The sequence below is a fragment of the Pseudomonas sp. 21LCFQ02 genome (genome assembly GCF_024129895.2).
Taxonomy (GTDB): domain Bacteria; phylum Pseudomonadota; class Gammaproteobacteria; order Pseudomonadales; family Pseudomonadaceae; genus Aquipseudomonas.
Genome location: NZ_CM178749.1, coordinates 2,648,476 through 2,673,558, shown reverse-complemented (window position 1 = coordinate 2,673,558; position 25,083 = coordinate 2,648,476). Strand labels below are relative to the sequence as shown.

Annotated in this window: 21 protein-coding genes; 7 read left to right on the top strand and 14 right to left on the bottom strand. The window is 59.7% G+C overall.

Annotation, left to right across the window (positions count from 1 at the left end; translation table 11 throughout):
• Positions 1-36 precede the first annotated feature (36 nt).
• The 4 genes from groL to NJC40_RS11845 form a co-directional block, all read right to left on the bottom strand.
• A complete protein-coding gene (gene groL, locus NJC40_RS11860; protein WP_045488091.1) occupies positions 37-1,680 on the bottom strand; it encodes a chaperonin GroEL in 1,644 nt (547 codons plus the stop codon).
• Positions 1,681-1,732: 52 nt separating this feature from the next.
• Positions 1,733-2,026: a co-chaperone GroES gene (locus tag NJC40_RS11855; protein ID WP_045488088.1), complete on the bottom strand. Its 294-nt coding sequence runs from the start codon at positions 2,024-2,026 to the stop codon at positions 1,733-1,735.
• A 243-nt stretch (positions 2,027-2,269) separates the two neighbouring features.
• Positions 2,270-2,758, bottom strand: coding sequence for an FxsA family protein (locus NJC40_RS11850; protein WP_045488086.1), 489 nt, complete (start codon positions 2,756-2,758; stop codon positions 2,270-2,272).
• Positions 2,759-2,824: 66 nt separating this feature from the next.
• Positions 2,825-3,556 carry a HugZ family pyridoxamine 5'-phosphate oxidase gene (locus NJC40_RS11845; protein WP_045488083.1) on the bottom strand — a complete coding sequence of 244 codons (732 nt, stop codon included), beginning with the start codon at positions 3,554-3,556 and terminating at the stop codon, positions 2,825-2,827.
• Between the two features lie 121 nt (positions 3,557-3,677).
• Here NJC40_RS11845 and NJC40_RS11840 point away from each other — a divergent pair, with 121 nt between their 5' ends.
• The gene (locus tag NJC40_RS11840; protein WP_253139272.1) at positions 3,678-4,436 is read left to right on the top strand and encodes an SDR family oxidoreductase; all 759 of its coding nucleotides are present in this window, start codon (positions 3,678-3,680) and stop codon (positions 4,434-4,436) included.
• A 24-nt stretch (positions 4,437-4,460) separates the two neighbouring features.
• On the opposite strand, the gene NJC40_RS11835 is transcribed toward NJC40_RS11840, so the two are convergent.
• Complete coding sequence (locus NJC40_RS11835; protein WP_045488078.1) at positions 4,461-5,468, bottom strand: DUF481 domain-containing protein; 1,008 nt, start codon at positions 5,466-5,468, stop codon at positions 4,461-4,463.
• Between the two features lie 169 nt (positions 5,469-5,637).
• Here NJC40_RS11835 and NJC40_RS11830 point away from each other — a divergent pair, with 169 nt between their 5' ends.
• Positions 5,638-5,982 (top strand): MGMT family protein, encoded by a 345-nt coding sequence (locus NJC40_RS11830; RefSeq protein WP_045494328.1) that lies wholly within the window; start codon positions 5,638-5,640, stop codon positions 5,980-5,982.
• A 56-nt stretch (positions 5,983-6,038) separates the two neighbouring features.
• A complete protein-coding gene (locus NJC40_RS11825) occupies positions 6,039-7,577 on the top strand; it encodes an AmpG family muropeptide MFS transporter (RefSeq protein ID WP_045488075.1) in 1,539 nt (512 codons plus the stop codon).
• A gap of 280 nt (positions 7,578-7,857) precedes the next feature.
• On the opposite strand, the gene NJC40_RS11820 is transcribed toward NJC40_RS11825, so the two are convergent.
• Together NJC40_RS11820 and NJC40_RS11815 are read right to left on the bottom strand one after the other, a co-directional pair.
• Positions 7,858-8,688, bottom strand: coding sequence for a mechanosensitive ion channel family protein (locus NJC40_RS11820; protein WP_045488072.1), 831 nt, complete (start codon positions 8,686-8,688; stop codon positions 7,858-7,860).
• A 176-nt stretch (positions 8,689-8,864) separates the two neighbouring features.
• A complete protein-coding gene (locus NJC40_RS11815) occupies positions 8,865-9,350 on the bottom strand; it encodes a YajQ family cyclic di-GMP-binding protein (RefSeq protein WP_045488069.1) in 486 nt (161 codons plus the stop codon).
• 156 nt (positions 9,351-9,506) lie between these two features.
• Between NJC40_RS11815 and NJC40_RS11810 the strand changes: the two genes are divergently transcribed.
• Genes NJC40_RS11810 through NJC40_RS11800 form a run of 3 tightly spaced genes read left to right on the top strand, consistent with a single transcriptional unit; the run spans position 9,507 to position 13,103 of the window.
• Positions 9,507-10,430 (top strand): putative 2-dehydropantoate 2-reductase, encoded by a 924-nt coding sequence (locus NJC40_RS11810; protein ID WP_144403381.1) that lies wholly within the window; start codon positions 9,507-9,509, stop codon positions 10,428-10,430.
• A 45-nt stretch (positions 10,431-10,475) separates the two neighbouring features.
• On the top strand, positions 10,476-12,512 hold the full coding sequence (locus tag NJC40_RS11805) for a sensor histidine kinase (RefSeq protein WP_253113116.1): 2,037 nt from the start codon (positions 10,476-10,478) through the stop codon (positions 12,510-12,512).
• Positions 12,513-12,527: 15 nt separating this feature from the next.
• The gene (locus tag NJC40_RS11800; protein ID WP_045488062.1) at positions 12,528-13,103 is read left to right on the top strand and encodes a cob(I)yrinic acid a,c-diamide adenosyltransferase; all 576 of its coding nucleotides are present in this window, start codon (positions 12,528-12,530) and stop codon (positions 13,101-13,103) included.
• A 276-nt stretch (positions 13,104-13,379) separates the two neighbouring features.
• Here the strand turns inward: NJC40_RS11800 and NJC40_RS11795 are convergent, their stop codons facing one another.
• The 3 genes from NJC40_RS11795 to secA form a co-directional block, all read right to left on the bottom strand.
• The gene (locus NJC40_RS11795; RefSeq protein ID WP_045488060.1) at positions 13,380-14,327 is read right to left on the bottom strand and encodes a Nudix family hydrolase; all 948 of its coding nucleotides are present in this window, start codon (positions 14,325-14,327) and stop codon (positions 13,380-13,382) included.
• A 241-nt stretch (positions 14,328-14,568) separates the two neighbouring features.
• On the bottom strand, positions 14,569-15,786 hold the full coding sequence (gene argJ, locus NJC40_RS11790) for a bifunctional glutamate N-acetyltransferase/amino-acid acetyltransferase ArgJ (RefSeq protein WP_045488057.1): 1,218 nt from the start codon (positions 15,784-15,786) through the stop codon (positions 14,569-14,571).
• A gap of 110 nt (positions 15,787-15,896) precedes the next feature.
• The gene (secA, locus tag NJC40_RS11785; protein ID WP_045488054.1) at positions 15,897-18,638 is read right to left on the bottom strand and encodes a preprotein translocase subunit SecA; all 2,742 of its coding nucleotides are present in this window, start codon (positions 18,636-18,638) and stop codon (positions 15,897-15,899) included.
• 309 nt (positions 18,639-18,947) lie between these two features.
• Between secA and NJC40_RS11780 the strand changes: the two genes are divergently transcribed.
• Entirely contained in the window at positions 18,948-19,403 is a 456-nt protein-coding gene (locus NJC40_RS11780) for a DUF721 domain-containing protein (RefSeq protein WP_045488052.1), read from the top strand.
• Positions 19,404-19,412: 9 nt separating this feature from the next.
• On the opposite strand, the gene NJC40_RS11775 is transcribed toward NJC40_RS11780, so the two are convergent.
• The 4 genes from NJC40_RS11775 to NJC40_RS11760 form a co-directional block, all read right to left on the bottom strand.
• On the bottom strand, positions 19,413-20,663 hold the full coding sequence (locus NJC40_RS11775; protein WP_253139275.1) for a glycosyltransferase family 4 protein: 1,251 nt from the start codon (positions 20,661-20,663) through the stop codon (positions 19,413-19,415).
• Positions 20,660-21,907 (bottom strand): glycosyltransferase, encoded by a 1,248-nt coding sequence (locus NJC40_RS11770; protein ID WP_253139278.1) that lies wholly within the window; start codon positions 21,905-21,907, stop codon positions 20,660-20,662. The genes NJC40_RS11775 and NJC40_RS11770 overlap by 4 nt, the downstream gene beginning before the upstream one ends.
• Entirely contained in the window at positions 21,894-23,807 is a 1,914-nt protein-coding gene (gene asnB / locus NJC40_RS11765) for an asparagine synthase (glutamine-hydrolyzing) (protein ID WP_045488045.1), read from the bottom strand. The genes NJC40_RS11770 and asnB overlap by 14 nt, the downstream gene beginning before the upstream one ends.
• Positions 23,808-23,876: 69 nt before the next feature.
• The gene (locus tag NJC40_RS11760; RefSeq protein WP_253139281.1) at positions 23,877-25,076 is read right to left on the bottom strand and encodes a glycosyltransferase; all 1,200 of its coding nucleotides are present in this window, start codon (positions 25,074-25,076) and stop codon (positions 23,877-23,879) included.
• Positions 25,077-25,083 lie beyond the last annotated feature (7 nt).

Sequence of the window (25,083 nt, the reverse complement as noted above, 5' to 3'; positions counted from 1 at the left end):
CGGGGTTCTGCGGTGACGCAAAGGGGTAAGGCTGGCTTACATCATGCCGCCCATGCCACCCATGCCGCCCATGTCAGGCATACCGCCTGCAGCAGGCTTGTCTTCAGCGATATCGGCAATCATCGCTTCAGTGGTGATCATCAGGCTGGCAATCGACGAAGCCGCTTGCAGAGCCGAACGAGTCACTTTGGCAGGGTCCAGGATACCCAGGTCGATCATGTCGCCGTATTCACCGGTCGCAGCGTTGTAACCGAAGTTACCCGAACCTTGCTTGACCTTGTCGACAACCACGCTTGGCTCGTCGCCGGAGTTGGCAACGATCTGACGCAGAGGCGCTTCAACGGCACGACGCAGCAGAGCGATACCGACGTTCTGGTCGGCGTTGTCGCCTTGCAGACCTTCGATAGCCTGCAGGGAGCGGACCAGTGCCACGCCACCGCCAGGTACCACGCCTTCTTCAACGGCTGCACGGGTAGCGTGCAGGGCGTCTTCAACGCGGGCTTTCTTCTCTTTCATTTCGACTTCGGAACCGGCGCCGACCTTGATCACAGCAACACCGCCGGACAGCTTGGCCAGACGCTCTTGCAGTTTCTCTTTGTCGTAGTCGGAGCTGGTGTCGCCGATCTGCTGACGGATCTGGGCGATACGCGCATCGATGTCGGTCTTGTTGCCCGAACCGTCGATGATGGTGGTGTTTTCTTTGTTCAGTACAACGCGCTTGGCGTTACCCAGGTGCTCCAGAGTGGTGCTTTCCAGGCTCAGGCCGATCTCTTCGGAGATCACGGTGCCACCGGTCAGGACCGCGATGTCCTGCAGCATGGCCTTGCGGCGATCGCCGAAGCCTGGGGCCTTGACCGCAGCAACCTTGACGATACCGCGCATGTTGTTGACAACCAGAGTCGCCAGGGCTTCGCCTTCGACGTCTTCAGCAACGATCAGCAGCGGACGGCCGGCTTTGGCAACGGCTTCCAGCACTGGCAGCATTTCGCGGATGTTGGAGATCTTCTTGTCAACCAGCAGCAGCAGCGGGCTGTCGAGCTCGGCAACCATGGTGTCGGGCTTGTTGATGAAGTACGGCGACAGGTAGCCACGGTCGAACTGCATGCCTTCCACGACGGACAGTTCGTTTTCCAGGCCCGAGCCTTCCTCGACGGTGATAACGCCGTCTTTGGTCACTTTTTCCATGGCTTCAGCAATGATGTCGCCGATGGAAGTGTCGGAGTTGGCCGAGATGGTACCCACCTGGGCAATTGCCTTGGTGTCAGTGCAAGGCTTGGACAGCGCCTTGAGCTGAACAACGATGGCCGCAGTGGCCTTGTCGATGCCGCGCTTGAGGTCCATCGGGTTCATGCCGGCAGCGACGGCTTTCAGGCCTTCGTTGACGATGGCCTGGGCCAGTACGGTAGCGGTGGTGGTACCGTCACCGGCGTCGTCGTTGGCGCGGGACGCTACGTCCTTGACCAACTGCGCGCCCATGTTTTCGAAGCGGTCTTTCAGTTCGATTTCTTTGGCGACCGATACGCCGTCCTTGGTGATCAGAGGAGCACCGAAGCTCTTCTCGATGATCACGTTACGGCCTTTCGGGCCCAGGGTAGCTTTTACTGCGTCAGCCAGGACGTTAACGCCTGCGAGCATTTTTTTACGGCCGGCATCGCCGAATTTAACTTCTTTAGCAGCCATGATCGTTATTCCTTGAATACTGTGTAGTAGCGGGAAATTGAGCGGGGAAGACTCAGCCTTCGATAACCGCGAGAATCTCGTTCTCGCTCATTACCAGCAGGTCTTCGCCGTCTACTTTCACGGTGTTGCTGCCGGAGTAAGGGCCAAATACGACTTTGTCACCCACTTTCACGGCCAGCGCACGGACTTCACCGTTGTCCAGAACACGGCCGGTACCTGCAGCGACGATTTCGCCACGGTTTGGCTTCTCGGCAGCCGAACCTGGCAGCACGATGCCACCGGCAGTTTTCGTTTCTTCTTCGCTGCGACGGATTACGACGCGGTCATGCAGAGGACGAAGCTTCATTGTCGATCTCCTGATTGTGTTTGTAAGTCCGGTGAAGGCACCGGCGAGTTAAAAATCCGGCCTTGCCGGTTACGGTTCGATAGGCGAACCGCAGAAAACGGTCTGGCGTCTGAGCCAGAAACCTTGCGGTGACACATAGATAAGGGCGCCGCAGGTGATTACAAGTGCAGCCCGAAAAAAATTTTACAACGGCCTCAAACGCATACGGCACCCGAAGGTGCCGTATCGAGCGAACACGGGGGATTACTTGTCGCGATGCTCGAACTCACCTTCGATGACATCGGGCTCACGGGTTGGCCGATGAATAGCCCCATGCTGGCCGGCGCCGGGATGCTGGTGATGACGCAGATCGTCAGCAAACGCACGCTGGCGCATGGCCTGGTCTTCGGCACGCTTGCGCAGCTTGCCGATCAGCAGGCGACGGGTGAACGGCAACAGACACAGCACGCCCAGCACGTCACTGATGAACCCCGGCAGCAGCAACAGACCACCGCCGACCGCGACAGTCAGCCCCTCCAGCATCTGCTGTGCGGGCAATTCACCGCGAGCCAGGCTCTCACGCGCACTCAGGGCGGTGGCCAGACCGGCGACACGCATCACAAAGAACCCAAGTGCCGAGGTCGCCAGCACCAGCAGGAATGTCCACAGAAAACCAATGGACATGCCGACTTTTACCAGAACGAACAGCTCAAGCACCGGGAACAATAAAAACAGCAGCAGAAAAGCACGCATCGAATAGTTTCCTCTACGCAAGAACGTCTTGCTGTAGACCTTAAGTGATGTCGGAAAGTCGTTAAATCAAGCCACAGGCGACTCGGGAACCGGCCATTCTGCCGCGCGGGCCAGATAAACCAAGGCTTCGCGAACCTGTGTCGGTGTGTTGCAAACCTGTGCAAAGGGCAACCAGTACAGCGCCTGACCGATACGCAAGTGCATGCCCTCACTGTCCAGGCCGACCATCTGCGCCGGCTCGGTCTGCGGCAGGCCGGCCAGTTGCACATAATGGGCAATGGCCTGCGCATGGTCCTGATTCATGTGCTCGACCATACCGGTCTCGCTGGCCCCGGCGAACGGGTTGGCCAGCGCGACCTCATCGAGCCAGTGGATGGCACCGAAACCACCAATATAGCGATAGCGGACCGGCGTCAGCAGCCAGAAGTCGAAATCGTGGGCGCTATGGTAATTCTGCGACTCCGGGAAGTAGCGGTAGTAGCGCTGCGCGGCCGCCTCGATAGCGGCCGGGTCGGTCAGCTTGTGTCCTTCAGCCATCATGGTAATGCGCCCCACGGCCTGAACGTTGGCCGCCTCCCGCTCGCCCACCAGCAACGAACACTTGGGGTCCTGGAGCAGGTTGTGAGTGTGCTGAGCGATGCGGCTGATCAGGATCAGCGGCCTGCCCTGCTCGTCCAGGCAATACGGGACGACCGAGCCGAACGGAAACCCGGGCATCGACTTCGAATGCGTGGACAACACGCCGCGGTACTCGCGCAACAACAGCTCACGCGCCGACCTGGATGCTTTGCCGCTCATCATGACTCCTCTATCAGTTATTACCGGTCCGGTAGTCAGCAGTGCCGAAGGGCTGCTATACCTGTCACGAGCCCCGGCATGGCCGACATGCCATCACTATGATTTGCTAGTGAGCACGTTTATGGAACTGAAAGGCAAGTTAATCATTATTACCGGTGGATGCCAGGGTCTGGGACTGGCCATGGCCCGCGACCTGGCCGGGCGCGGCGCGAATCTGGCGCTGCTGGACCTGGATCAGGCCAAACTCGATCAGGCAGTCACCCGCCTCACGAACCAAGGCGTGCAGGTCCGCGCTTACCTGTGCAACGTCGCCAACGAGACGCAGGTCATCGAAACCGTTACGCGGATTGCAGAAGACTTCGGCCCGATTCATGGCCTGGTGAACAACGCCGGGATTTTGCGCGACGGCATGTTACTCAAGGTCAAGGACGGACAAATCAGCACCATGAGCCTGGCCCAGTGGCAATCGGTGATCGACGTCAACCTGACCGGTGTATTCCTGTGCACCCGCGAGGTGGCGGCAAAAATGGTCGAACAGCAGAGCCAGGGCGCGATCGTGAATATTTCTTCAATTTCGCGTGCCGGCAACATTGGCCAGACCAATTATGCCGCCTCCAAAGCCGGCGTGGTGGCCGCCACCGTGACCTGGGCCAGGGAACTGGCGCGTTTCGGTATTCGCGTAGCCGCGGTGGCGCCGGGCTTTATCGAGACTGAAATGACTGCCAGCATGAAACCCGAAGCACTCGAGAAGATGACCTCGGCCATCCCGCTCAAGCGGATGGGCAAGCCCGAAGAGATCGCCCGCTCAGTGGCATTCATTCTGGAAAATGACTATTTCAGCGGACGGGTGCTGGAGGTGGATGGGGCAATGCGGATCTGACACCGGCATCGCCCGAATGATGTATTACCAGGTCACCCCAAAACCTGCGGTGTAGCGGGTCTTGTTGATATCACCGTCGTTGGATCCGCTGATGATGTCGCGCTCGGCCTTGACGTTCAGCGATGCCCAGTCGGTGACCTTGTAGCGCAGGCCGACCTCGACATCCAGCGAGTAATCGGCCACGCCACTGAGCGGTTTGCCCAGTTCGCCGTTGGTGAAGAACTCGAATTTCTTGCCAACCAGGTAGCGGTTGTAATCCCACGTCCCGGCCAGCGCATAGAAGTTTTCTTTCTGGCCGTTAGAGAACTCGTAGTCGGTGCGGTTGAGTAGCCCGCCGACCTTGAACGCACCCAGCTCGTCATCCCAGAACTGATAACCCGGACCGGTACCGACGGTACGCTCGCGGCTCAGGTCTTCGATCTTGTCGCGTTTGTAGTTGACCCGGCCGTCCCAGTAAAACTTGTCGGTCAGGAAGTAATCGAGCGAGTAGTCAGCGCTCCAGTTGTCGGTGCTGACCACATCGTCCTGAGTCTCGCGGTTGTACTCGCCCTTGGCGTTGTGCCGCCAGCGGTCGTGACGCGCCGTGGTCTTGAACGACACCGCATAGTCATCGGTATTCTTTTCCGCACGCTGGAAATCGATTGCCGCGTCAATGTTGCCCTTCCACACCAGATCGGTGATGACAGGTTTTGGCTTGACGATTTGCTGGATGCTGGCCAGCTCGACAGTCTTGGGCGCATCGCCGTTGGCCAGTACCACTTGGCCGTCTTCACCGGCCTGCAGCGACTTGGCCACCTCGCCGGTGTACTGGTTCTGCTTGACCAGCAGCGGTTCCTTGCTTTCCAGGGTCTTGATCTTGCTCCAGTCCAGCGGGATCGCTCCACCGTAGTCAGTCTGCAGCAGCAGCTTGCCGCCGTCGAAGAGCTTGATGGTACCGGTCAGCCGGTCACCGTTTTTCAACCAGACGGTATCGGCGAGCAATGGCGTGGAGGCGGTAGTGATGGCGAGGCACAACAGGGTTCTGGACAACATAAGCAACGACTAGGCTCTGTTTGGCGGAGAATTCAGGCATTATCCGTCGGATCGCTCCAGTAGACCGAATACCGCGGGCGCGAGTAGCAATGACCGCACGAACGGTCTGTAGTTCAAACACTCGAATCTCTGTGCAGCCTGCACGGGTGGACAAGATAGCGCCGTGACCATGCCCCCTGCATCCTCTGAATCCGAACCGTCGTCGGCCCAGTTGCGCCGCGACGCCCTGTACCTGACGCTCGCCCAGATTCCGGCCGGCTGCGTCACCAGTTACGGGGAACTGGCGCAACTGGCCGGGCTGGGCCGGGCAGCACGCTGGGTCGGCCGAACCCTGAGCCAGTTGCCGCAAGGCTCCAGCCTGCCATGGCACCGGGTGATTGGGGCCGGTGGCCGGTTGAGCCTGCCAGCCGGCACCGCCTCAGGTGACGAGCAGCGTGCCCGGTTACGCGCCGAAGGCATTACCATCCGCAACAATCGGGTCGATATGCAACGCCATCGCTGGCGTCCCATGTAGCAGTGAGGTTAGAGTGCGCCCTTTGTTTTTCAGTTACCTGAGGCAGTCCCTAGCTCATGCCCCGTAAAACCTGGCGCGCCGCGCTCGCCGCTTATGCCAGCCCATCGACGCTCGTGCTGCTACTGCTCGGCTTTGCCGCCGGTCTGCCTTATATGCTGGTGTTCTCGACCCTGTCGGTATGGCTGCGTGAAGCCGGGGTTGCTCGGGAAACCATCGGTTACGCCAGCCTGATCGGGCTGGCCTATGCCTTCAAATGGGTCTGGTCACCGCTGCTCGACCAGTGGCGCCTGCCAATGCTCGGCAAACTCGGCAGGCGCCGCTCCTGGCTGGTGCTTTCGCAGATTCTGGTGATCCTCGGGCTGATTGGCATGGGTTTTTGCGACCCGCAACAGCATCTGTCCTGGCTGATCGCGATTGCCGTGGTGGTCGCCTTCGCCTCTGCGACCCAGGATATCGCCATTGATGCCTATCGCCTGGAAATCGCCGACGACACCCGGCAGGCCGCGCTGGCAGCCAGCTACATGTCCGGTTATCGGGTCGCCGCACTGCTGTCGACCGCTGGCGCGCTGTATTTCGCCGAGGGCTTTGGCTCTACCGGCTTTGCCTACAAGCACTCGGCCTGGACCGGCGTCTATGTGTTATTCGGCCTGTTGATGCTGCCGGCGCTGATCACCACGTTCATCATGCGCGAGCCACCGGTGGCGCTGCGTACCCAGTTGTCGGCGGCGCGCTACGGTTTCATTCATCAGTTGGCCTCGGTTTTCGTCTTGATCGTGCTGCTGGTCTCGGTTCCGGCGCTGTTTACCCAGCTGTACAACACCGACTTTGCCAGCGTGCTGTTCGGCAATGTCGGCTGGGTGGATCTGCTGCTGGAAGACCGCGCCTTTCTGCGCGCCATCCTCTACGCGCTGCTCAGCGGCGCTTGCCTGTCGGCGATGGGCCGTCGCGGCCTGGCGCCGGTACTGACCCCGATCAACGACTTCATCCTGCGTTATCGCTGGCAAGCGCTGCTGCTGTTGGGGCTGATCGCAACCTACCGGATGTCCGATACGGTGATGGGGGTCATGGCCAATGTGTTTTATATCGACCAGGGTTTTACCAAGGAGCAGATCGCCAGTGTCAGCAAGATCTTCGGTCTGATCATGACCCTGATCGGCGCCGGTGCGGGCGGGCTGCTGATCGTACGTTTCGGCATCATGCCGATTCTATTCATTGGTGGCCTGGCCTCGGCAGCGACCAATATCCTGTTTCTGATGCTCGCGGACATGGGCCCGAATGTGCAGATGCTAGTGGTGACCATTTCGCTGGACAACTTCAGTTCAGGACTGGCGACTTCGGCGTTCGTGGCGTATCTGTCGAGCCTGACCAACCTGAGTTTCTCGGCGACCCAATATGCGTTGCTCAGTTCGATCATGCTGTTGCTGCCGCGCCTGATTGGCGGCTATTCAGGGGTGATGGTGGAGAAGTTCGGCTACCACAATTTCTTCCTGATCACGGCACTTCTGGGGGTGCCGACGCTGATCATGATTATCTTGCAGTGGAGCCGCGAGCTGCGGCAAAAGCCTGCCGTGACGCTTGAGAAGACTGAGGTTTAACGCGGCAGGAGCGGCTTCAGCCGCGAAGACTATTCTTTTTGTACAAGGGTCTTTGCCGCGGTTGTCTGAACTGCGGGTTTCGCCCCGACGGGCGACCCTATTTTGTGCTTGGCAAAATAGGGGAAAACCGCTTGCTCCTGGTTTGGGTCCGCCCTGCGGGCGGACTTCCCTCCGTCCGGCGCCGATTCGCGGCGTCTGTGCCATCTCGGTTTGAAGATCAAAAGCAACATCAACGGCAGCGGCTACAGCAAGAGCAGCTTGCGGTGGCCCGTTACCGATCTCAACCCTTGCTCAACTGCACCACTTGTTGCTGGTACTGGATTTCAATGCCAGCCGCTTTGAGGCGGTCGCGGGCTTCGAGGTTGAACTTTGACAGCACATCACCGAGGTCGCCGGTTTTGGCCCATACCCGCAGTTGCAGGGCGATGGCGTTGTCGCCCAAGGCATTGACCACCGCCTGGGGCGCCGGGTCTTTGAGCACACGTGGGTCGTCGGCCATTTCCAGCAACACTTGCAGGGCGGCTTTGAGGTCGCTGTCGTAACCAACCTTGACGTCGAACACGCCTTTGCGGGTCGGCTGGCGGTTGGTATTGGTGATGATGCCATTGGATAACACGCCATTGGGTACGATAACGGTACGGTTGTCGCCGGTGCGCAGGATGGTGTGGAAGATCTGAATGTTATCAACCGTACCAGCCATGTTCTGGAACTCGATCCAGTCACCAATACGGAACGGCCGGAACAGCAGAATCAATACGCCACCGGCGAAGTTCGACAGGCTGCCTTGCAGCGCCAGGCCAATGGCCAGACCGGCAGCACCGATGGCCGCGACGAAGGAGGTGGTTTCGACACCGATCATCGATGCCACGCTGATGACCAGCATTACTTTGAGCGCAATATTGGCCAGACTGCTGACAAAGCCCTGCAACGCCCGATCAGCATTACGCAGCGCCAGCAAGGCGCCAACCCGGTCGGTCAGACGGTTGATCAGCCACCAGCCGATGGTCAGGGTCACCAGTGCCAGCAACAGTTTGCTGCCGTATTGCATGACCATCGGGATCCAGGCCTGGGAAATCTTCCACAGCTGGTCCACTTCGGCATTCAAATCCATACATCTACTCCTTAAAACCTGTTTTTCACCAACGCCAAAACCCTCCCGCACCAGAGCAAAGGAGTCATTTCAGGGCTGATACGCTGCGTGGGACGCGCTCAGGCCGCCAGGGTTCCCTGGCCGGCCAGTATCAAGCGCTGAGCCGGCCGGCCTGGCAGGCCAGCCGGACGGAACACTCAATCGCGGAAGTTGTTGTATTGCAGCGGCAGTTCAGCGTCGTAGGCACGCAACAGGGCGATGGCGTCCTGCAGGTCGTCTCGCTTCTTGCCGGTGATGCGCAGTTGCTCGCCTTGAATGGCGGCCTGGACCTTGAGTTTGGAGTCTTTGATGTGGGCAACGATCTTCTTGGCCTGCTCTTTGTCGATGCCTTCGCGCAAGGTCGCTTCCTGTTTGCTGACCTTACCGGAAGCGTAGGGGTCTTTGACTTCCAGGCATTTGACGTCAATCTTGCGCTTGACCAGCGACAGTTTGAGAATCTCGATCATCGCTTCGAGCTGAAACTCTGCCTCGGCGGTCAGGGTCACGACCAGGTCTTTATCGTTGAATTCGAAAGAACCCTTGCCCTTGAGGTCATAACGGCGGTCCAGCTCCTTGATCGCGTTGTCGACGGCATTGGTGACTTCGTGTTTATCCAATTCGGACACTACGTCGAACGAAGGCATGTATTTTCTCCAGATGAACGGCGTGTTCGGTAATTCACCCACACGCGTGACTTGACGGTACGAAAGAGCGCTCATTATAACGGGACTTTTCCAGCCTTTACTGCGAGCCTTCATCTGCATGCGTGCATCTTGTACCCCATTTTCGGTTGCGAACGGCTGATGAAGACCTGGCACATCCTCGGCGCCGGCAGCCTCGGTACACTGTGGGCCACTCGGTTGGCCCGTGCCGGCTTGCCGGTCTGCCTGATACTGCGCGATCAAGCTCGCCTGGCGCAGTATCGCAACCACGGCAGTCATCTGACTCTGGTGACTCAAGAGGGTTGCGAGCGATTGTCCATCGACGCCCGGACACTCGATGACCGTGCACCGATCGAACGCCTGCTGGTGGCCTGCAAGGCTTACGATGCCGAGCAGGCCGTTGCTCAACTGGCAAGCCACCTGGTCCCCGGCGCGCAGGTCATCCTGCTGCAGAATGGCCTGGGCAGCCAGGAGGCAGTAGCGGCCCGTATTCCCGAAGCACGCTGTATCTTCGCCTCCAGCACCGAAGGCGCGTTCCGCGAAGCCGACTGGCAGGTGCGCTTTGCCGGGCACGGCTTCACCTGGCTGGGCGATGCCGCCGACCCTGCCCCACCGCTGGCGCTGCTCGAAGAGCTGCACAGCGCTGGCATCCCCCACCAATGGACCCCGGATATCCTGACCCGCCTGTGGCGCAAGCTGGCACTCAATTGCGCGATCAATCCGCTGACCGTGCTGCACAGCTGCCGTAACGGCGATCTGTTGCAACACCCCTGCGAGGTCGCGACCCTGTGCGATGAACTGACCGGCCTGCTGCAGTGTTGCGGCCAACCGGCAGCCGCGAGCGATCTGCATGAAGAAGTGCTGAGGGTGATCCGGGCCACGGCGGCGAACTTCTCGTCGATGTACCAGGATGTCGCGCACGGCCGCCGCACCGAAATCAGTTACCTGCTCGGTTACGCCTGTGCGGCGGCGCAGCGCCATCAATATGCGCTGCCTCATTTGCAGCAATTGCACCGGCGTCTGGCACAACATCTGGCCAGCAAGGGTTTGCGTAGCGACTAGCCCGCGCTACCCTGCGCTTTCCAATCCTCGCTCCGTGACGTGCCTATGCAACTGCGCCAGCGCCTAGACAACCTGCCGGTAGGCCAGAAGCTGCTGGCCGCGCTGCTGGTCCTGCTGACCACCGTATTACTGGTCGCCAACCTGACCTTCATCAGCGCGGCCTATTACATCTCTCAGGAAGCCATGGCGCCGCAAGCGCTGCAAACCATCGGCCGTTTGATCAGCAGTGCTTACCTCAACGAGCGGGCGCTGAACTCCCCCGCCGACGCCCAGGCCTTGCTCCACGAACTGAAAAGTTACGGCCCGCTGCGCGCAGCGGCGGTCTACGACAATGACGGCACTCGCCTGGCACAACACCAGCAGGGCGATCCACTGGAGCTGCCGCTGCGCTATGACGAGATCCAGAACTGGCGCCTGACCGAATTTCGCAGCACCCAGCTGATCCCGGTGCCCAAGGGCGACCAGGCGCCTGGCCATCTGTTGCTGGTGGCCAGCAGCGAGTTGCCCGGCGCGTTCTACAGCGGCACGCTGACCGCCAGTGTCGGCATCCTGATCTTCAGTATCCTGCTGTGGATCGTGGTGGCCCGGCAGATTCGCCGCTTGATCACCGAGCCCATTTACCAGCTTGAACAACTGTCACGTCAGGTGACCCGTGAAGAAAACTACGCACTGCGGGTGCGCACGGGCAACAAAGATGAAATCGGCAGCCTGGCCTCGGCGTTCAACACCATGCTGGCGCGCATTGAAGCCCGGGAGCAGCAGCTCAAACGCGCCCGCGATGATGCTCAGGAGGCATTCGACCAGGCCCATGGGTTGGCTGAAGAAACCCGCCGCACCAACCGCAAGCTGGAGCTGGAAGTCCAGGTGCGCAGCAAGATCGAGAAGAAACTCACCGGATTTCAGAATTACCTGAACAGCATCATCGACTCGATGCCCTCAGCGATGATTGCCCTGGATGAACAGCTCTACGTCACCCAGTGGAATCAGCAAGCCACGCTTCTATCGGAGACGCCGCTGGACGAAGCGCTCAACCAGCCGATTTTCATCGCCTTCGAACCGATGCGGGCGTTCATGCCACAACTCAAACACACCGTAGAACAACACAAGGTCACCCTGATCGAGCGGGTGACCTGGATCAAACACGATGTCCCGCGCCATTACGCAGTGACCTTCTACCCGCTCAGTGGCGATGCGGGCCGCGGCGTGGTGATCCGTATCGATGACATCACCCAGCGCATCTCGCTGGAAGAGATGATGGTGCAGTCCGAGAAAATGCTCTCGGTCGGCGGCCTGGCAGCCGGCATGGCCCATGAGATCAACAATCCGCTGGGCGCGATCCTGCACAATGTGCAGAACATCCGCCGTCGGTTGTCTGCGGACCTGCCGAAGAATCTTGAACAAGCCCAGAGCGACGGCATCGACCTGCAACTGGTCAATCAATACCTGATTGGCCGCGAGGTCCCGCAGTTGCTCGACGGCATCCAGCAGGCCGGTGCACGGGCGGCGAAGATCGTCAGCCACATGCTCAACTTCAGCCGCCTGAGCAATCGACAACTGGCGCCATGCGATCTGCCAGCGCTGATCGACCAGGCGCTGGAGATCGCCAGCAACGACTTTGATCTGACCGTGGGCTTTGATTTCAAGGGCCAGCACATCATTCGGCAGTTTGATCCGCAACTGGGGCCGGTGCCCTGCACCGCCAATGAGCTGGAGCAGGTGCTGCTCAACCTGTTGAAGAACGCAGCCCAGGCCATCCACCAGCGCCCGGAAAACAGCGAACCGGGTCGCATCACCCTCAGAACCCGGCTCAACCCGCCGTGGGCCGAAATCCAGGTCGAAGACAACGGCATAGGAATGACAGAAAACGTGCGCAAACGCACCTTTGAGCCGTTCTTTACCACCAAGGAGATTGGCCAGGGCACCGGGCTGGGCCTGTCGGTGTCGTACTTCATCATCACCAACAACCACAAGGGCCAGATGGAGGTGCAGTCGACTATCGGTCAGGGCACCTGCTTCACCCTGCGCCTGCCGCTGGACGCCAATCAGGTCATGGTGCCGGCGCACATCATCAGCAAGCTTTGATCAGGAGCGACGTACATGGGCTTTCGTCTGTCGAAAATCTACACACGCCAGGGTGACCGTGGTGAAACCGGGCTGGGCGACGGACGCCGGGTGCCCAAGGATCATCCGCGTATCGAGGCCATTGGCGAGGTCGACACCCTCAACAGTCAGTTGGGCTTGCTGCTGGCGGGGTTAACGCAACAGAGCGAGAAGTACCCGGCGCTGGCCGAACTGATCCAGGTTCTGGCGCCCTGCCAGCACCGGCTGTTCGATCTGGGCGGTGAATTGGCGATGCCGGCCTATCAGGCGCTGGACACTAACGAAATTGAACGCCTGGAGGCCGCGATCGACCTGTGGAATGAAGAACTGGGGCCGCTGGAGAATTTCATTCTGCCCGGTGGCTCGGCACTCATTGCTCAGGCCCACGTGTGCCGCAGCGCCGCGCGCACCGCCGAACGCCGCTGCCAGCAGCTCAACAGTAGCGAGCCGTTGCAGGGCGTGGGGCTGGCCTATATCAACCGGCTGTCAGACCTGTTGTTCGTCGCCGCCCGGCTGATCGCCCGCCGCCAGGGCGTGGCAGAGATTCTCTGGCAGGCGGCGCCCAAACCGTAGGAGTTGCCGGGCGGCGATCCGCTTTAGCAACGAAAAGCTTTCCGGCTAAAGCCGGTCCTACAGGCTAATGCCGATCAGTTAAGGATCAACGCGATCCGGTGGGAGTGGCCGGCAGGCGCTCCGGTTGCCGACGAATGCAGTGGTACACCCACGGCAGATGTGCCGGTTTTACTGGCCCTTTCGGGGTGGTCCGGCATCCCGGCTAGCCCCCTCCCACCGAGACCGAGCTGAGCCGGAAATCGCTTAACTGATCAGGCATTAGTCCTACAGCCGGTATCAATTATCCGCTGGCCAGAACGCGCGGATACCGGCCACACCCTGAGCACCGCAGTCCCAGGCGCGCTGAACATGTTGTGGGCCAACCCCGCCCAGCAGGAACACAGGCTTGCCAAAACCGGCAATCAGTTGCGTCGCCTGCTCCCAGCCCAATGGTTGCGCCTCAGGGTGGGTCTGGGTCGGTTGCACCGGCGACAGGGTGACAAAGTCCACCCCCATCTGCGTCGCCAGGCTCAGTTCTTCAGCGTTATGGCACGAGGCGGCCAGCCAGCGCTCGACCGGGAACGGGCGGCCACGGCTGGCGTATTTACGCAGTTGTTCGGCAGTCAGGTGCCAGCCGGCAGACGGGAAGTCGCCTAGCCACTCCAACGGCCCCTTGAGCATCAATTGCGCCTTGCCGGCGCACAAGCCAACGGCATCCACCGCCAGGTCGCGATAGGCCGGATCGTAGCCACGCGGCGCCCGCAGCTGGAGCAGTTTGGCACCCTGGGCGATGGCCTTTTGCATGCCGCGCAACAACTCGCCGTTCTCCAGCCCCTCTGGAGTAATCAGGTACTCGCTGGGCAAGCGAGCCGCCGCGACGATCGGTGCATTGGCGGCTGGAAACTCGTAATCGGCCAACTGCCGAGGTGCGACCCAGGCCAGCGGCTGGCCTTCGGCGCCGTGGGGTTCACCGCTGAATGCCGATACATCCCAGACATCCAGTAACACATGCTTGTCCGGATAATCGTGTGCAATCCGGATCAACGGCCGCGCCATCTCGACCTGAATGCCCAGCTCTTCCTGCAACTCGCGGCCAAGGGCGGCACGCGGTGTTTCACCCTGCTCGACCTTGCCACCGGGAAACTCCCACAGGCCACCCTGATGCTGGGTATCGGCGCGTCGGGCAATGAGGATTCGGCCATCGTGACCGCGAATCACGGCCGCCACTACGTGGACTCGTTTCACAACTCGGGTTCCTCCTGGCCTGCCTGCAACCAGCGCTGGAAAGCAGGCCATTGGTAAATGGTGTCGGTGTATACCTGAAAGGTCATCAGCAGTGCCGCTCGCAGGACGTGAGGCGCGCAGTAACCAGCAGAAGTCGCACGGATGACCAACGATCAGGTGCCGCGACATGTTACATGGCTCACAGGGTTGAGCCGGATGGGCGATGTGCCGCTCCTGTACAGCAGACAGGAGCGGCTACCAATCAGGTGCGGTATTCGGCGTTGATCTTCACGTACTCGTGAGACAGGTCGGTGGTCCAGATGGTCTCGCTGCAATCACCACGGCCCAGCTCGATGCGGATGGTGATTTCTTCGCGGGCCATCACCTCGGAGCCCTGGGCTTCGGTGTAGGTCGCGGCGCGGCCACCCTTGCTGGCGATGCACACTTCGCCGAGGAACACGTCGATCTTGCTGACATCCAGGTCCGGCACGCCAGCACGGCCAACGGCAGCCAGGATCCGGCCCCAGTTCGGGTCCGAGGCAAACAGTGCGGTCTTGATCAACGGCGAATGCGCTACGGCGTAGCCGACATCCAGACACTCTTGGTGGTTGCCGCCACCGTTGACTTCGACAGTCACGAACTTGGTAGCGCCTTCACCATCACGGACGATGGCCTGGGCCACTTCCATGCAGACGTCGAAAACGGCTTTTTTCAGTGCCTCGAACAACGGGCCTTTGGCTTCACTGATTTCTGGTACATCAGCCTGCCCCGTGGCAATCAGCATGCAGCAGTCGTTGGTCGAGGTATCGCCGTCGATGGTGATGCGGTTGAACGACTTGTTCGACCCGTCGAGGATCAAGTCCTTCAGCACGCTCTGCGCAACTTTGGCGTCGGTGGCGATGTAGCCGAGCATGGTGGCCATATTCGGGCGGATCATGCCCGCGCCCTTGCTGATGCCGGTCACAGTGACCGTCACGCCTTCGTGCTGGAACTGACGGCTGGCACCCTTGGGCAGAGTATCAGTGGTCATGATGCCAGTGGCAGCAGCAGCCCAGTTGTCGACCGACAGATCGTCCAGGGCGGCCTGCAGAGCGCCTTCGATCTTTTCGACCGGCAGCGGCTCACCGATTACACCGGTAGAGAATGGCAATACGGCCTCAGCAGGCACGCCGGTCAGCTGTGCGAGCTTGTCGCAGGTACGCTTGGCCGCGATCAGACCTGGCTCGCCAGTGCCGGCGTTGGCGTTGCCGGTGTTGGTCAGCAGGTAGCGAACGCTGCCCTGAACGCGCTGTTTGGCAATGATCACCGGCGCCGCGCAAAAAGCGTTGAGGGTGAAGACACCGGCAACGCTGGAGCCTTCGGCACAGCGCATCACCACTACATCCTTGCGCCCCGGACGCTTGATACCGGCCGAGGCGATACCCAGTTCAAAACCGGGAACCGGGTGCAATGTAGGCAAAGGACCAAGACCAACAGCCATGCGTGCGCTCCTTGAGCTTTATCTGCGCCGTCCGCTCATCGGTACGGCGATCAATGGTAAAACGCCGCGACGGCAAGACCGGTCGCGGCGTGGGTGTAAACGCTCAGAACTTAACTGATCTGACCGTGGCAGTGTTTGAATTTCTTGCCCGAACCACACCAGCACACTTCGTTACGACCCAGCTTCTGGTCGTTACGCACCGGCGCGCTGGCCACAGCAACCTCGGCGCCCTCCTCAACCTCGCCAGCGGCTACCTGTTCAAGACCTGGCGCTTCGGCATGCTGAAACTGCATGCGCTGAGCCAGCTCTTCGGCGTCGCGGCGCAGACGGGCTTCTTCTTCCTCGGGGTCTTCGCGGCGGACCTGAACGTGCGACAGCACACGGATGGTGTCGCGCTTGATCGAGTCGAGCAGTTCCTGGAACAGGTTGAACGACTCGCGCTTGTACTCCTGCTTCGGGTTCTTCTGCGCATAACCGCGCAGGTGGATGCCGTGGCGCAGGTGATCCATGGTCGACAGGTGGTCTTTCCACAGGTCGTCGAGCACGCGCAGCAGAATCTGTTTCTCGAAGGTGCGCAGCGCGTCGGCACTGGCCTGTTCTTCTTTCTCGTTGTAAGCAGTCAGCAGTTCGGCCAGCAGTTTTTCACGCAGCGTCTCTTCGTGCAGGTGGTCGTCTTCGTCCAGCCACTGCTGCACAGGCAGCTTGACGGCAAAGTCCGACACCAGCGCAGATTCCAGGCCAGCCACGTCCCACTGCTCGGGCAGCGACTGCGGTGGAATGTGCTGGCTGATCAGGTTGTTCAGCACTTCTTCGCGGAACTCGGCAATGGTGTCGCCAATGTTGGTGGCCGACAGCAGGCTGTTACGCATGTGGTAGATCACTTTACGCTGCTCGTTGGCAACGTCGTCGAACTCCAGCAGTTGCTTGCGGATGTCGAAGTTACGGCCTTCGACCTTGCGCTGAGCCTTCTCGATGGCGTTGGTCACCATGCGGTGCTCAATGGCCTCACCAGACTGCATGCCCAGCGCCTTCATGAAGTTCTTCACCCGGTCAGAGGCAAAGATGCGCATCAGGCTGTCTTCCAGCGACAGGTAGAACCGGCTGGAACCGGTATCGCCCTGACGGCCGGCACGACCGCGCAACTGGTTGTCGATACGACGCGATTCGTGACGTTCGGAGGCGATCACATGCAGACCACCGGCCTCGATCACTTGCTGGTGACGCTTCTGCCAGTCAGCCTTGATCTGGGCGATCTGCTCAGGCGTCGGGTTCTCCAGGTTGGCGACTTCGACTTCCCAGTTACCGCCGAGCAGAATGTCGGTACCACGACCGGCCATGTTGGTGGCGATGGTCAGCGCGCCCGGACGGCCCGCCTGGGCGATGATCTCGGCTTCTTTTTCGTGGAACTTGGCGTTGAGAACCTTGTGATCGATGCCTTCCTTGCGCAGCAGGGCCGACATGTGTTCCGAGGTCTCGATGGTCGCGGTACCGACCAGGATCGGCCGGTTCTCGGCCACACAGGCCTTGATGTCGGCGATGATCGCGGCGTACTTCTCTTCGGCGGTCAGGTACACCAGGTCATTGAAATCCTTGCGCGCCAACGGCTTGTTGGGCGGAATGACCATCACTTCCAGGTTGTAGATCTGCTGGAATTCGAACGCTTCGGTGTCTGCCGTACCGGTCATGCCAGAAAGTTTGGTGTACAGGCGGAAATAGTTCTGGAAGGTGGTCGATGCCAGGGTCTGGCTCTCGGCCTGGATGTTCAGGTTTTCCTTGGCCTCGATGGCCTGATGCAGGCCTTCGGACAGGCGACGGCCGGGCATGGTCCGACCGGTGTGCTCGTCAACCAGCAGCACCTGACCGTCCTGGACGATGTACTCGACGTTGCGGTTGAACAGCTTGTGCGCGCGCAGACCGGCATAAACGTGGGTCAGCAGGCCCAGGTTGTGCGCCGAGTACAGGCTCTCGCCTTCGGCCAGCAGGCCGGCCTCGGTGAGCATCTCTTCGATGAACTGGTGACCGGCCTCGTTGAGTTCAACCTGGCGGCTTTTCTCATCGATGCTGAAGTGGCCTTCCTGGGTCACCTGGCCTTCGACTTCCTCGATGTGCTGACGCAGCTTTGGAATCAGGCGGTTGATTTCGGTGTACAGGCGCGAGCTGTCTTCGGCCTGGCCGGAGATGATCAGCGGCGTACGGGCTTCGTCGATCAGGATCGAGTCGACTTCGTCGATCACGGCGAAGTTGAGTTCACGCTGGAATTTGTCTTCGACACTGAACGCCATGTTGTCGCGCAGGTAGTCGAAACCGAATTCGTTGTTGGTGCCGTAGGTGATGTCGGCGGCGTAGGCTGCGCGCTTCTCTTCCGGCGGCTGGAATGGCGTGACGATGCCTACGGTCAGGCCGAGGAATTCGTACAACGGACGCATCCAGTTGGCGTCACGCCGAGCCAGGTAGTCGTTGACCGTGACCACGTGCACGCCCTTGCCGGACAGCGCGTTCAGGTAGACACCCAGAGTACCGACCAGGGTCTTGCCCTCACCGGTACGCATCTCGGCGATCTTGCCCTCGTGCAGGGTCATGCCGCCAATCAGCTGGACGTCGAAGTGGCGCATGCCCATCACCCGCTTGCCGGCTTCACGCGCAACGGCAAAGGCTTCAGGAAGCAGTTGATCGAGGGTTTCGCCTTTCGCTATGCGGGCCTTGAACTCTTCGGTCTTGGCGCGCAGTTGCTCGTCCGAAAGAGCTACCATTTTCTCTTCGAAGGCATTGACGATCTGTACCGTCTTGAGCATGCGCTTTACTTCACGCTCGTTCTTGCTTCCAAAAAGTTTTTTTAACAAAGGCGCAAACATATCGACAGGATCTTCCACACATAGGAATGGAGGGCGGCCCCGTGAGTCGCCCGTGCGACCCTCATGGTCGCATGCGAACGAGCATTCTACCCGGAAACGATGGTGAGGAAAGTGGCGTTATTCCACGATGCTGGCACAGCGCTGTTAGGGGGCAGTGTTTCAATGGGGGCTTTTTATCCGACTTCAAGGCTCGACGTTGATGAAACTTGTCACCCGCCTCGTTCGCAGCCCGGCACAGCAGCAGCCCGCCGGGCAAGCACGCCACTTTCTGTTAATATTGCAGCCTCGCTTTCCCAAGGCAACGCATCAATGGCCTTCCGCCCCCTCGACGCCCGCTCCCCTGCCGTACTGCTACGTGACGCCAAGCCGCTACGGGCGATTTTCCGCCAGGCCGAGCGCCTGACCCATCTGCAGCGCCTGCTTGAAAGCCAGTTGCAACCGGCAGCCCGCGAACACTGCCGGGTGGCCTCCTGGCGCGAGGGTTGTCTGCTGCTGGTAGTGACCGACGGCCACTGGGCCACGCGCTTGCGTTACCAGCAACGGCGGCTGCAGCGCCAGCTGGCGATGTTCGACGAGTTCGCCAGCCTGATGCGCATCCAGTTCAAGGTCCAGCCCCCCTCGCCGCCCCAGGGCGCAGCGACCCATACCATCGATTTGTCGATCAGCGCTGCCGAAAACATCCAGGCCACTGCCGAGGGTATCAGCGACCCCAAACTGCGCGCCGCCCTCGAACGGCTGGCCAGCCACGCCAACCCCAAGCCATAGCGCTGGTCATTAGCCACTGGCAGGGGCCTTGAGTGCCACACGGCAAGAATCCAGCAATAGCTGTTCCATAGCCCGACGGTTGACTGCTGAATCAAAGTGCTCGCGTACATAGGCCTGGCCACGTCGGCCCATCAACAAACATTTTTCCGGATCATGGCGCAGTTGCTCGATCAGCTCGGCAAGGTGCTGGCCGTCGTTGGCGGAAAAGTTCAGGCCGGCGCCAGCTGCCTTGACGATTTGTCCGGCCTCCCCGGCCACGCCGCACAGCACTGGCCGCGCACAGGCCATGTAATCGAGCAGTTTGGTGGGGATTGCCCCCCGAAACAGCGGAATATCCAGCAACGTGACAACACACAGGTCGGCAGCGTTAATGTAGGCCCGCGCCTGATCCTTGGGTATGGGCGGCAAAATCAGCACGTTATCGAGCCCCAGCGCCTGTGCGCGCGCCTGTATGCAGGGCTTGCGCATGCCATCACCAATCAGCAGGTAACGCACCGGCTTGCCGTGGCTTTGGCGTGCGGCATCGAGGACCACATCCAGATTATTGGCCTCGCCCATCGCCCCCAGGTACAGAACGATATGGCAGTCTTGCCAGCCCAGTTGACGGCGTATCCGCTGCCCGGCCGGCAGGTCGGTAAACAACATGTCGCGGTCAACGCCGCAGGTCACTACCTGCAGTTTTTCGGCGGGCCAGCCACGGGCGACGATGTCATCGCGTATTCCCGTGGTCAGCGCGACAATTCGCACCGCCTGGTTATAGAGCAGCCGCTCCATCCATGACATCACTGAAATCAGCAGCCGGTTGCGCAGGATCCCCATCTGCACGGCAGACTCCGGCCACAGGTCGCGCACCTCCAGGACCAGCGGGATACCGCGTAGTTTGCATACCAGCCAGGTCGAAAACATCGGGAAGATCGGCGGCGAGGAAGCCAGTACGACGTCCGGCCGGCGCATGCCCAGCAGGCCCAGCGGAGCGCTCAGGGAAAACGAGATAAAACTGAGCAGGCGACCTGAATAGCTACGGTTCAGTTGGGTATAGGTGAAGGTGCGAATAACCTTGACTGCCCCATCGCGCTCACGGCGCAACAGACGCCGGTACCAGGGCAGCACAGCCTGATCGGCCTGCATATAGCCGGTCTCACCGGATACTACCGTCACTTCATGCCCTTGCCCGGCCAGATGCTGGGTCAACTCGAAGACCAGCGAATGCCCTGGCGCCTGATGGCCTTGGTAATACTGATAAACCACTGCGACTTTCATCGGAGTTCCTCATAGATCTGCTTGAGCTTCTCGCCTTCACACTGCCAGCTCTGAGTCTGGCGTACCTGTTCCACGGTATTGCGCCAGGCCTGCAAGCGGGGTCGATCAGCGAACAGATCATCGATTGCAGCCGCCAGACGGGCCACACTGCTCAGGTCCTCGACCTTGCCAATCTGCTGGTCATGGACCAGGCGGCGCAGTTCAGGAAGATCACTGGCCAGGATTGGCAAGCCAGCCGCAATGAACTCGAACAGCTTGTTAGGGGTGCAGTAATAGTTGTTCAGGCAAATGGGCTGATAAGGGATGATTCCGGCATCGGCCGCGCTGCTAATCGACAGCAACCGGGCCTGGGGCACTGCCCGATGCAGATGCACCCGATCCTGTAGCCGCAGGCGGACCACCGTGCGCTGCAGCGCCTCGGCCAGTTGGCCATCACCCAGCAGAACCAGGTGCACATCGCTGCTCTTGAGCAAGGCCATGGCCTGCACCAGTTGCCCCAGATGGCGACCGGCTGACAAGCCGCCCTGAAACAGCAGAATTCGCTGGCCGGCCGCAATGCCAAAATGCTCATGCAAGTAGTTGGAACGCGGCGGCAACGGGCCGATACGCTCAGCGTTATGGATGACCGACACCCTGGCCAACCCATAGCGCCTTTGCAACTCACCGGCAATCGACGGGTTGACGGTGATCACCCGGTCGCAGGCTGATATATGTCGTTGCTCTATCTGTGCCCAGGTTGCCCGCTGCCAGCGCGCAAACTCCTGCTCGCAATACAGTTCATGGCTGTCGTAGACCAGCCGGGCGCCAAACTCGGCGGCCAAGGCACGCCCGACGGCCAGCATCGGCAGATCGTGGGCAACCACCACCTCGGCCAAATGCCTACGGCCAGTTGCCAGAAACAGGTTCAGATAGAAGCGCTCCTGATCGACTATAAAGCGCCAGGCCGCCGATTTCAGCAGCCGCATGAACCAGCCATTCATCGGCAGGTAACGGCGCACCAGGCGGTAGAATTCCAGAACGCGGTTTTCACGGCGTGCTGCCGCCTCACTGGCAGAACCAATGCGCAAGACTCGCGAGTCGTCCGGGGCACCCGCTTCATCGAGCGGCATGGCCAGAATCGTCACCTGCCAACCAGCCTCTTGCAGGCTGTCGGCCTGCAATATGATCCGTCGATCAATCTGCCGATCGTTGCAGAGCATCAACACCCGGCGCATTTCAATCACCTCCAGGCTACGCATCTGCATCGATGAAGTTGCGGTGCCACAGTTCAAGACACAGCAGCCCCCACACCACCCGGCCGAACTCTCGCTCGCAACCCAGGGCTTTTTCGACCGCGGCCACGTTATAAAGGCCGCGCTGGCGGGCCCGCTGGCCAAGCAGGGTGTCGCGGACAAAATCCCGGGCCACACCTTTGGTCCACTGAGTCAAGGGAGTCGGAAACCCCATCTTGTCCTTGCGCTCGAAAATGCTCGTCGGCACGGCGCTGCGCACCGACTCCTTGAACAGGTGTTTCATCCGCCCATTGGCAAACTTGACGTTGGGAGGGATGGTCGCCATGAACTCGACAATCCGGTGATCGAGCAACGGCACCCGCGACTCGATGGACGCCGCCATACTGGTGCGGTCCTCGACATGCAGCAGCGCTGGCAACGAACCCTTCAGGTCGAAGTAGGTCATCTGGTTGACCAGCGAGTGCAGCCCATCGCGGTTGAAGATGCGCTGGAACGACGCCAAGGGCGAGTAATCACCATTACCGCGCAACACGTCCTGATTGAACAGCTGGCTCATGCCCTCGCTGCGATCCAGCAAACGGAAGTAACGCAGGTCATGGGCGCCAAACAGGCCATCCTTCCACAACCCCTGGAGCATCGGCTGATAGCTGGCCAGCAGCGGCAGGTTAGGCACGATTGACTCCAGCGATACCGCATAACGCCGCTGGCTGGCAGTCTGGTAAATGGCCCCGGACAGGCACTTTTCCAGGTAGGCCGCCATGTAACGGGCGTAACCGACAAACAGCTCATCACCGCCCTGCCCGCCCATGACGACCTTCACATGCTGGCTGGCCAGTTGCGCAACGTAATACTGTGGAATCACCCCTGGACCGGCCACCGGCTCGTCCATGAAATGCATCAGACGCGGCAGTAGATCAGCCAATTCATCACCGGCCGGAATGTAGACTTCGTTGTAGGCCGTGCCGGCAAATGCCGAAACCTCCTTGGCATAGCGTGTCTCATCGAACTGCGGACCTTCGTGAAACGCCCCGGTAAAGGTGTTTATCGACTCACTGCCGAGCATGCGCGAGGCCAGGCAAACGATGGCACTTGAATCCAGACCACCAGACAGGTGAGCCCCCAATGACACATCCGAACGCAGGTGCAGGCGAATCGAATCGTCGATCAGGCCTGACAGCGTATCGATGAAATAGCGCTCGTCATGTTCTTCGTCGATGTTGTACTGCACATCCCAATACTGGCGGCAGCGGATCCTGAGGGCATCGCCTTGATACCAGGCCGTCAGGCAATGACCGGGTTCGAGCTTTTCAATACCTTTGAACAGGGTTTTCTGATCGAGACAGAACTGGAAGGTCAGGTAATCCTGCAAACCTTGGTGGCTAGCCTGGGCCGGCACCGAGCCATCAGCCAGAATCGCCTTGATCTCGGAGGCGAACAGCAGGCGCTTGCCATCAAAATGGTAGTAAAACGGCTTGATGCCAATCCGGTCCCTGGCGCAGAACAGTTTATGTTCATGGCGGTCCCAGATGGCGAAAGCGAACATGCCCACCAGGTGATCCACCACCGACTCGCCCCATTCGCGATAGGCGTGCAGCAAGACCTCAGTGTCCGAATAGCTGTGAAGCGGGTGGCCCTTGCCGATCAGTTCACGACGCAACTCCAGGTAGTTATAGATCGCCCCGTTGAACACCACGATAAAACGCCCATCTGCGGTGAGCATGGGTTGCTTGCCGTGTTCGGGGTCGATGATGGCCAGGCGGCGATGCCCCAACGCTACAGGCAGGGCAGAGTCCACCCATAGCCCTTCCCCGTCCGGCCCACGGTGAGCAATGGCATTCATCATTCGACGGGTTGAATCCGTGATCGACTCAGCTGATCCCGAAATACTGATAATCCCTGCGATTCCACACATAAAACACCTAAGGTCAAACGGATTAAAGACTGATCCGGGGCAATCGACAGCCAAGCAAAGAGCGCTGGATCAGCCTGTAAATCGTTGGTAGATAGCCAGTAGCTTCTGGCCTTCTACGTCCCAATTGAGATCCTCACGAGCAACCGCAGCGCCGCGTTTCAAAAATGCCAGGTGCGCCTCATCGGCAAAGAGCTGGTTGACACTGTCGGCAATGGCCTCAGGTGAACCAAGGTCTGCCATCACACCGTTACCGTATTGATTGGCAATATCACGAAGAAAGGGCAAGTCATTGCTGATAAAGGGAAGTTCGGCAATCGCAAATTCGAATAACTTGTTGGGACTGCAAAAGTAGTTATTCTCGTCGACGCCATGGTAAGGAATGATCCCCAGATCGGCATCACAGGTCAGCGCGTGTAACTGGTCAGACGCAACACCGCCGAAGAACAAGACACGGTGGCTAAGATTCAACTCGGCAACTTGATGCTTCAGTGCGTCTTCAAATGCTCCATAGCCCACGATCACAAAATAAATCTGATGGTCAAAACGTGTCGCTGCCTGAACAATTTTTTCAATGCCGCGATGTTCGCAAATCCATCCCTGATACAGCAGAATCCTGGCATCTGCGCTGAGACCAAAACGCTCACGCAAAGGCGAACCCGGCAACACAGGTACTCGCGCCGCAGCATTCATGATGACCTCCGGGGCCGGCACGCAATAACGATCAGCCATCAGCCTGGCGATATAAGGGTTGACCGTAATTGCCACATCCGCCTTTTTTATCAGCGCGGCTTCTTTCTTCTTGTAGCGCGCTTGAACAGCCTTGGGCAGTTGTACCTGAGCATAATATAACTCGTGGGCATCATAAATCAGGGGGACCTGGCGGGCAGTTGCCAGTTTGACCGCCGGGGCAAGCATGGGAAAGTCATGCACATGCAAAAGGTCAACCTGATACTCCATCATTCGTTCAAAAATGAAATACTCAAACGAATCAAGGGCTGCATAGCGATTGGCCCAGGCGCGAAACACACGCCATGCCTGGCGGTATATGCCAGAACCGGGCAGCCAGTGAACACGCCTGGCAATTCGTGAAAAACGCGAGTCTTGCCAGTCGAAAGCGAAACGCTCAATTCTAATACCATCATGAACATAAGATTCACGCCGCTGGCATTCAAAGCCCGCCAGCAGGATCACCTGATGCCCCTGACCGACAAGCGTTCTGGCTTCCTGCAGAATACGCCTGTCGATCATTAGATGGTCGGCGGTTGCCATGAGTATA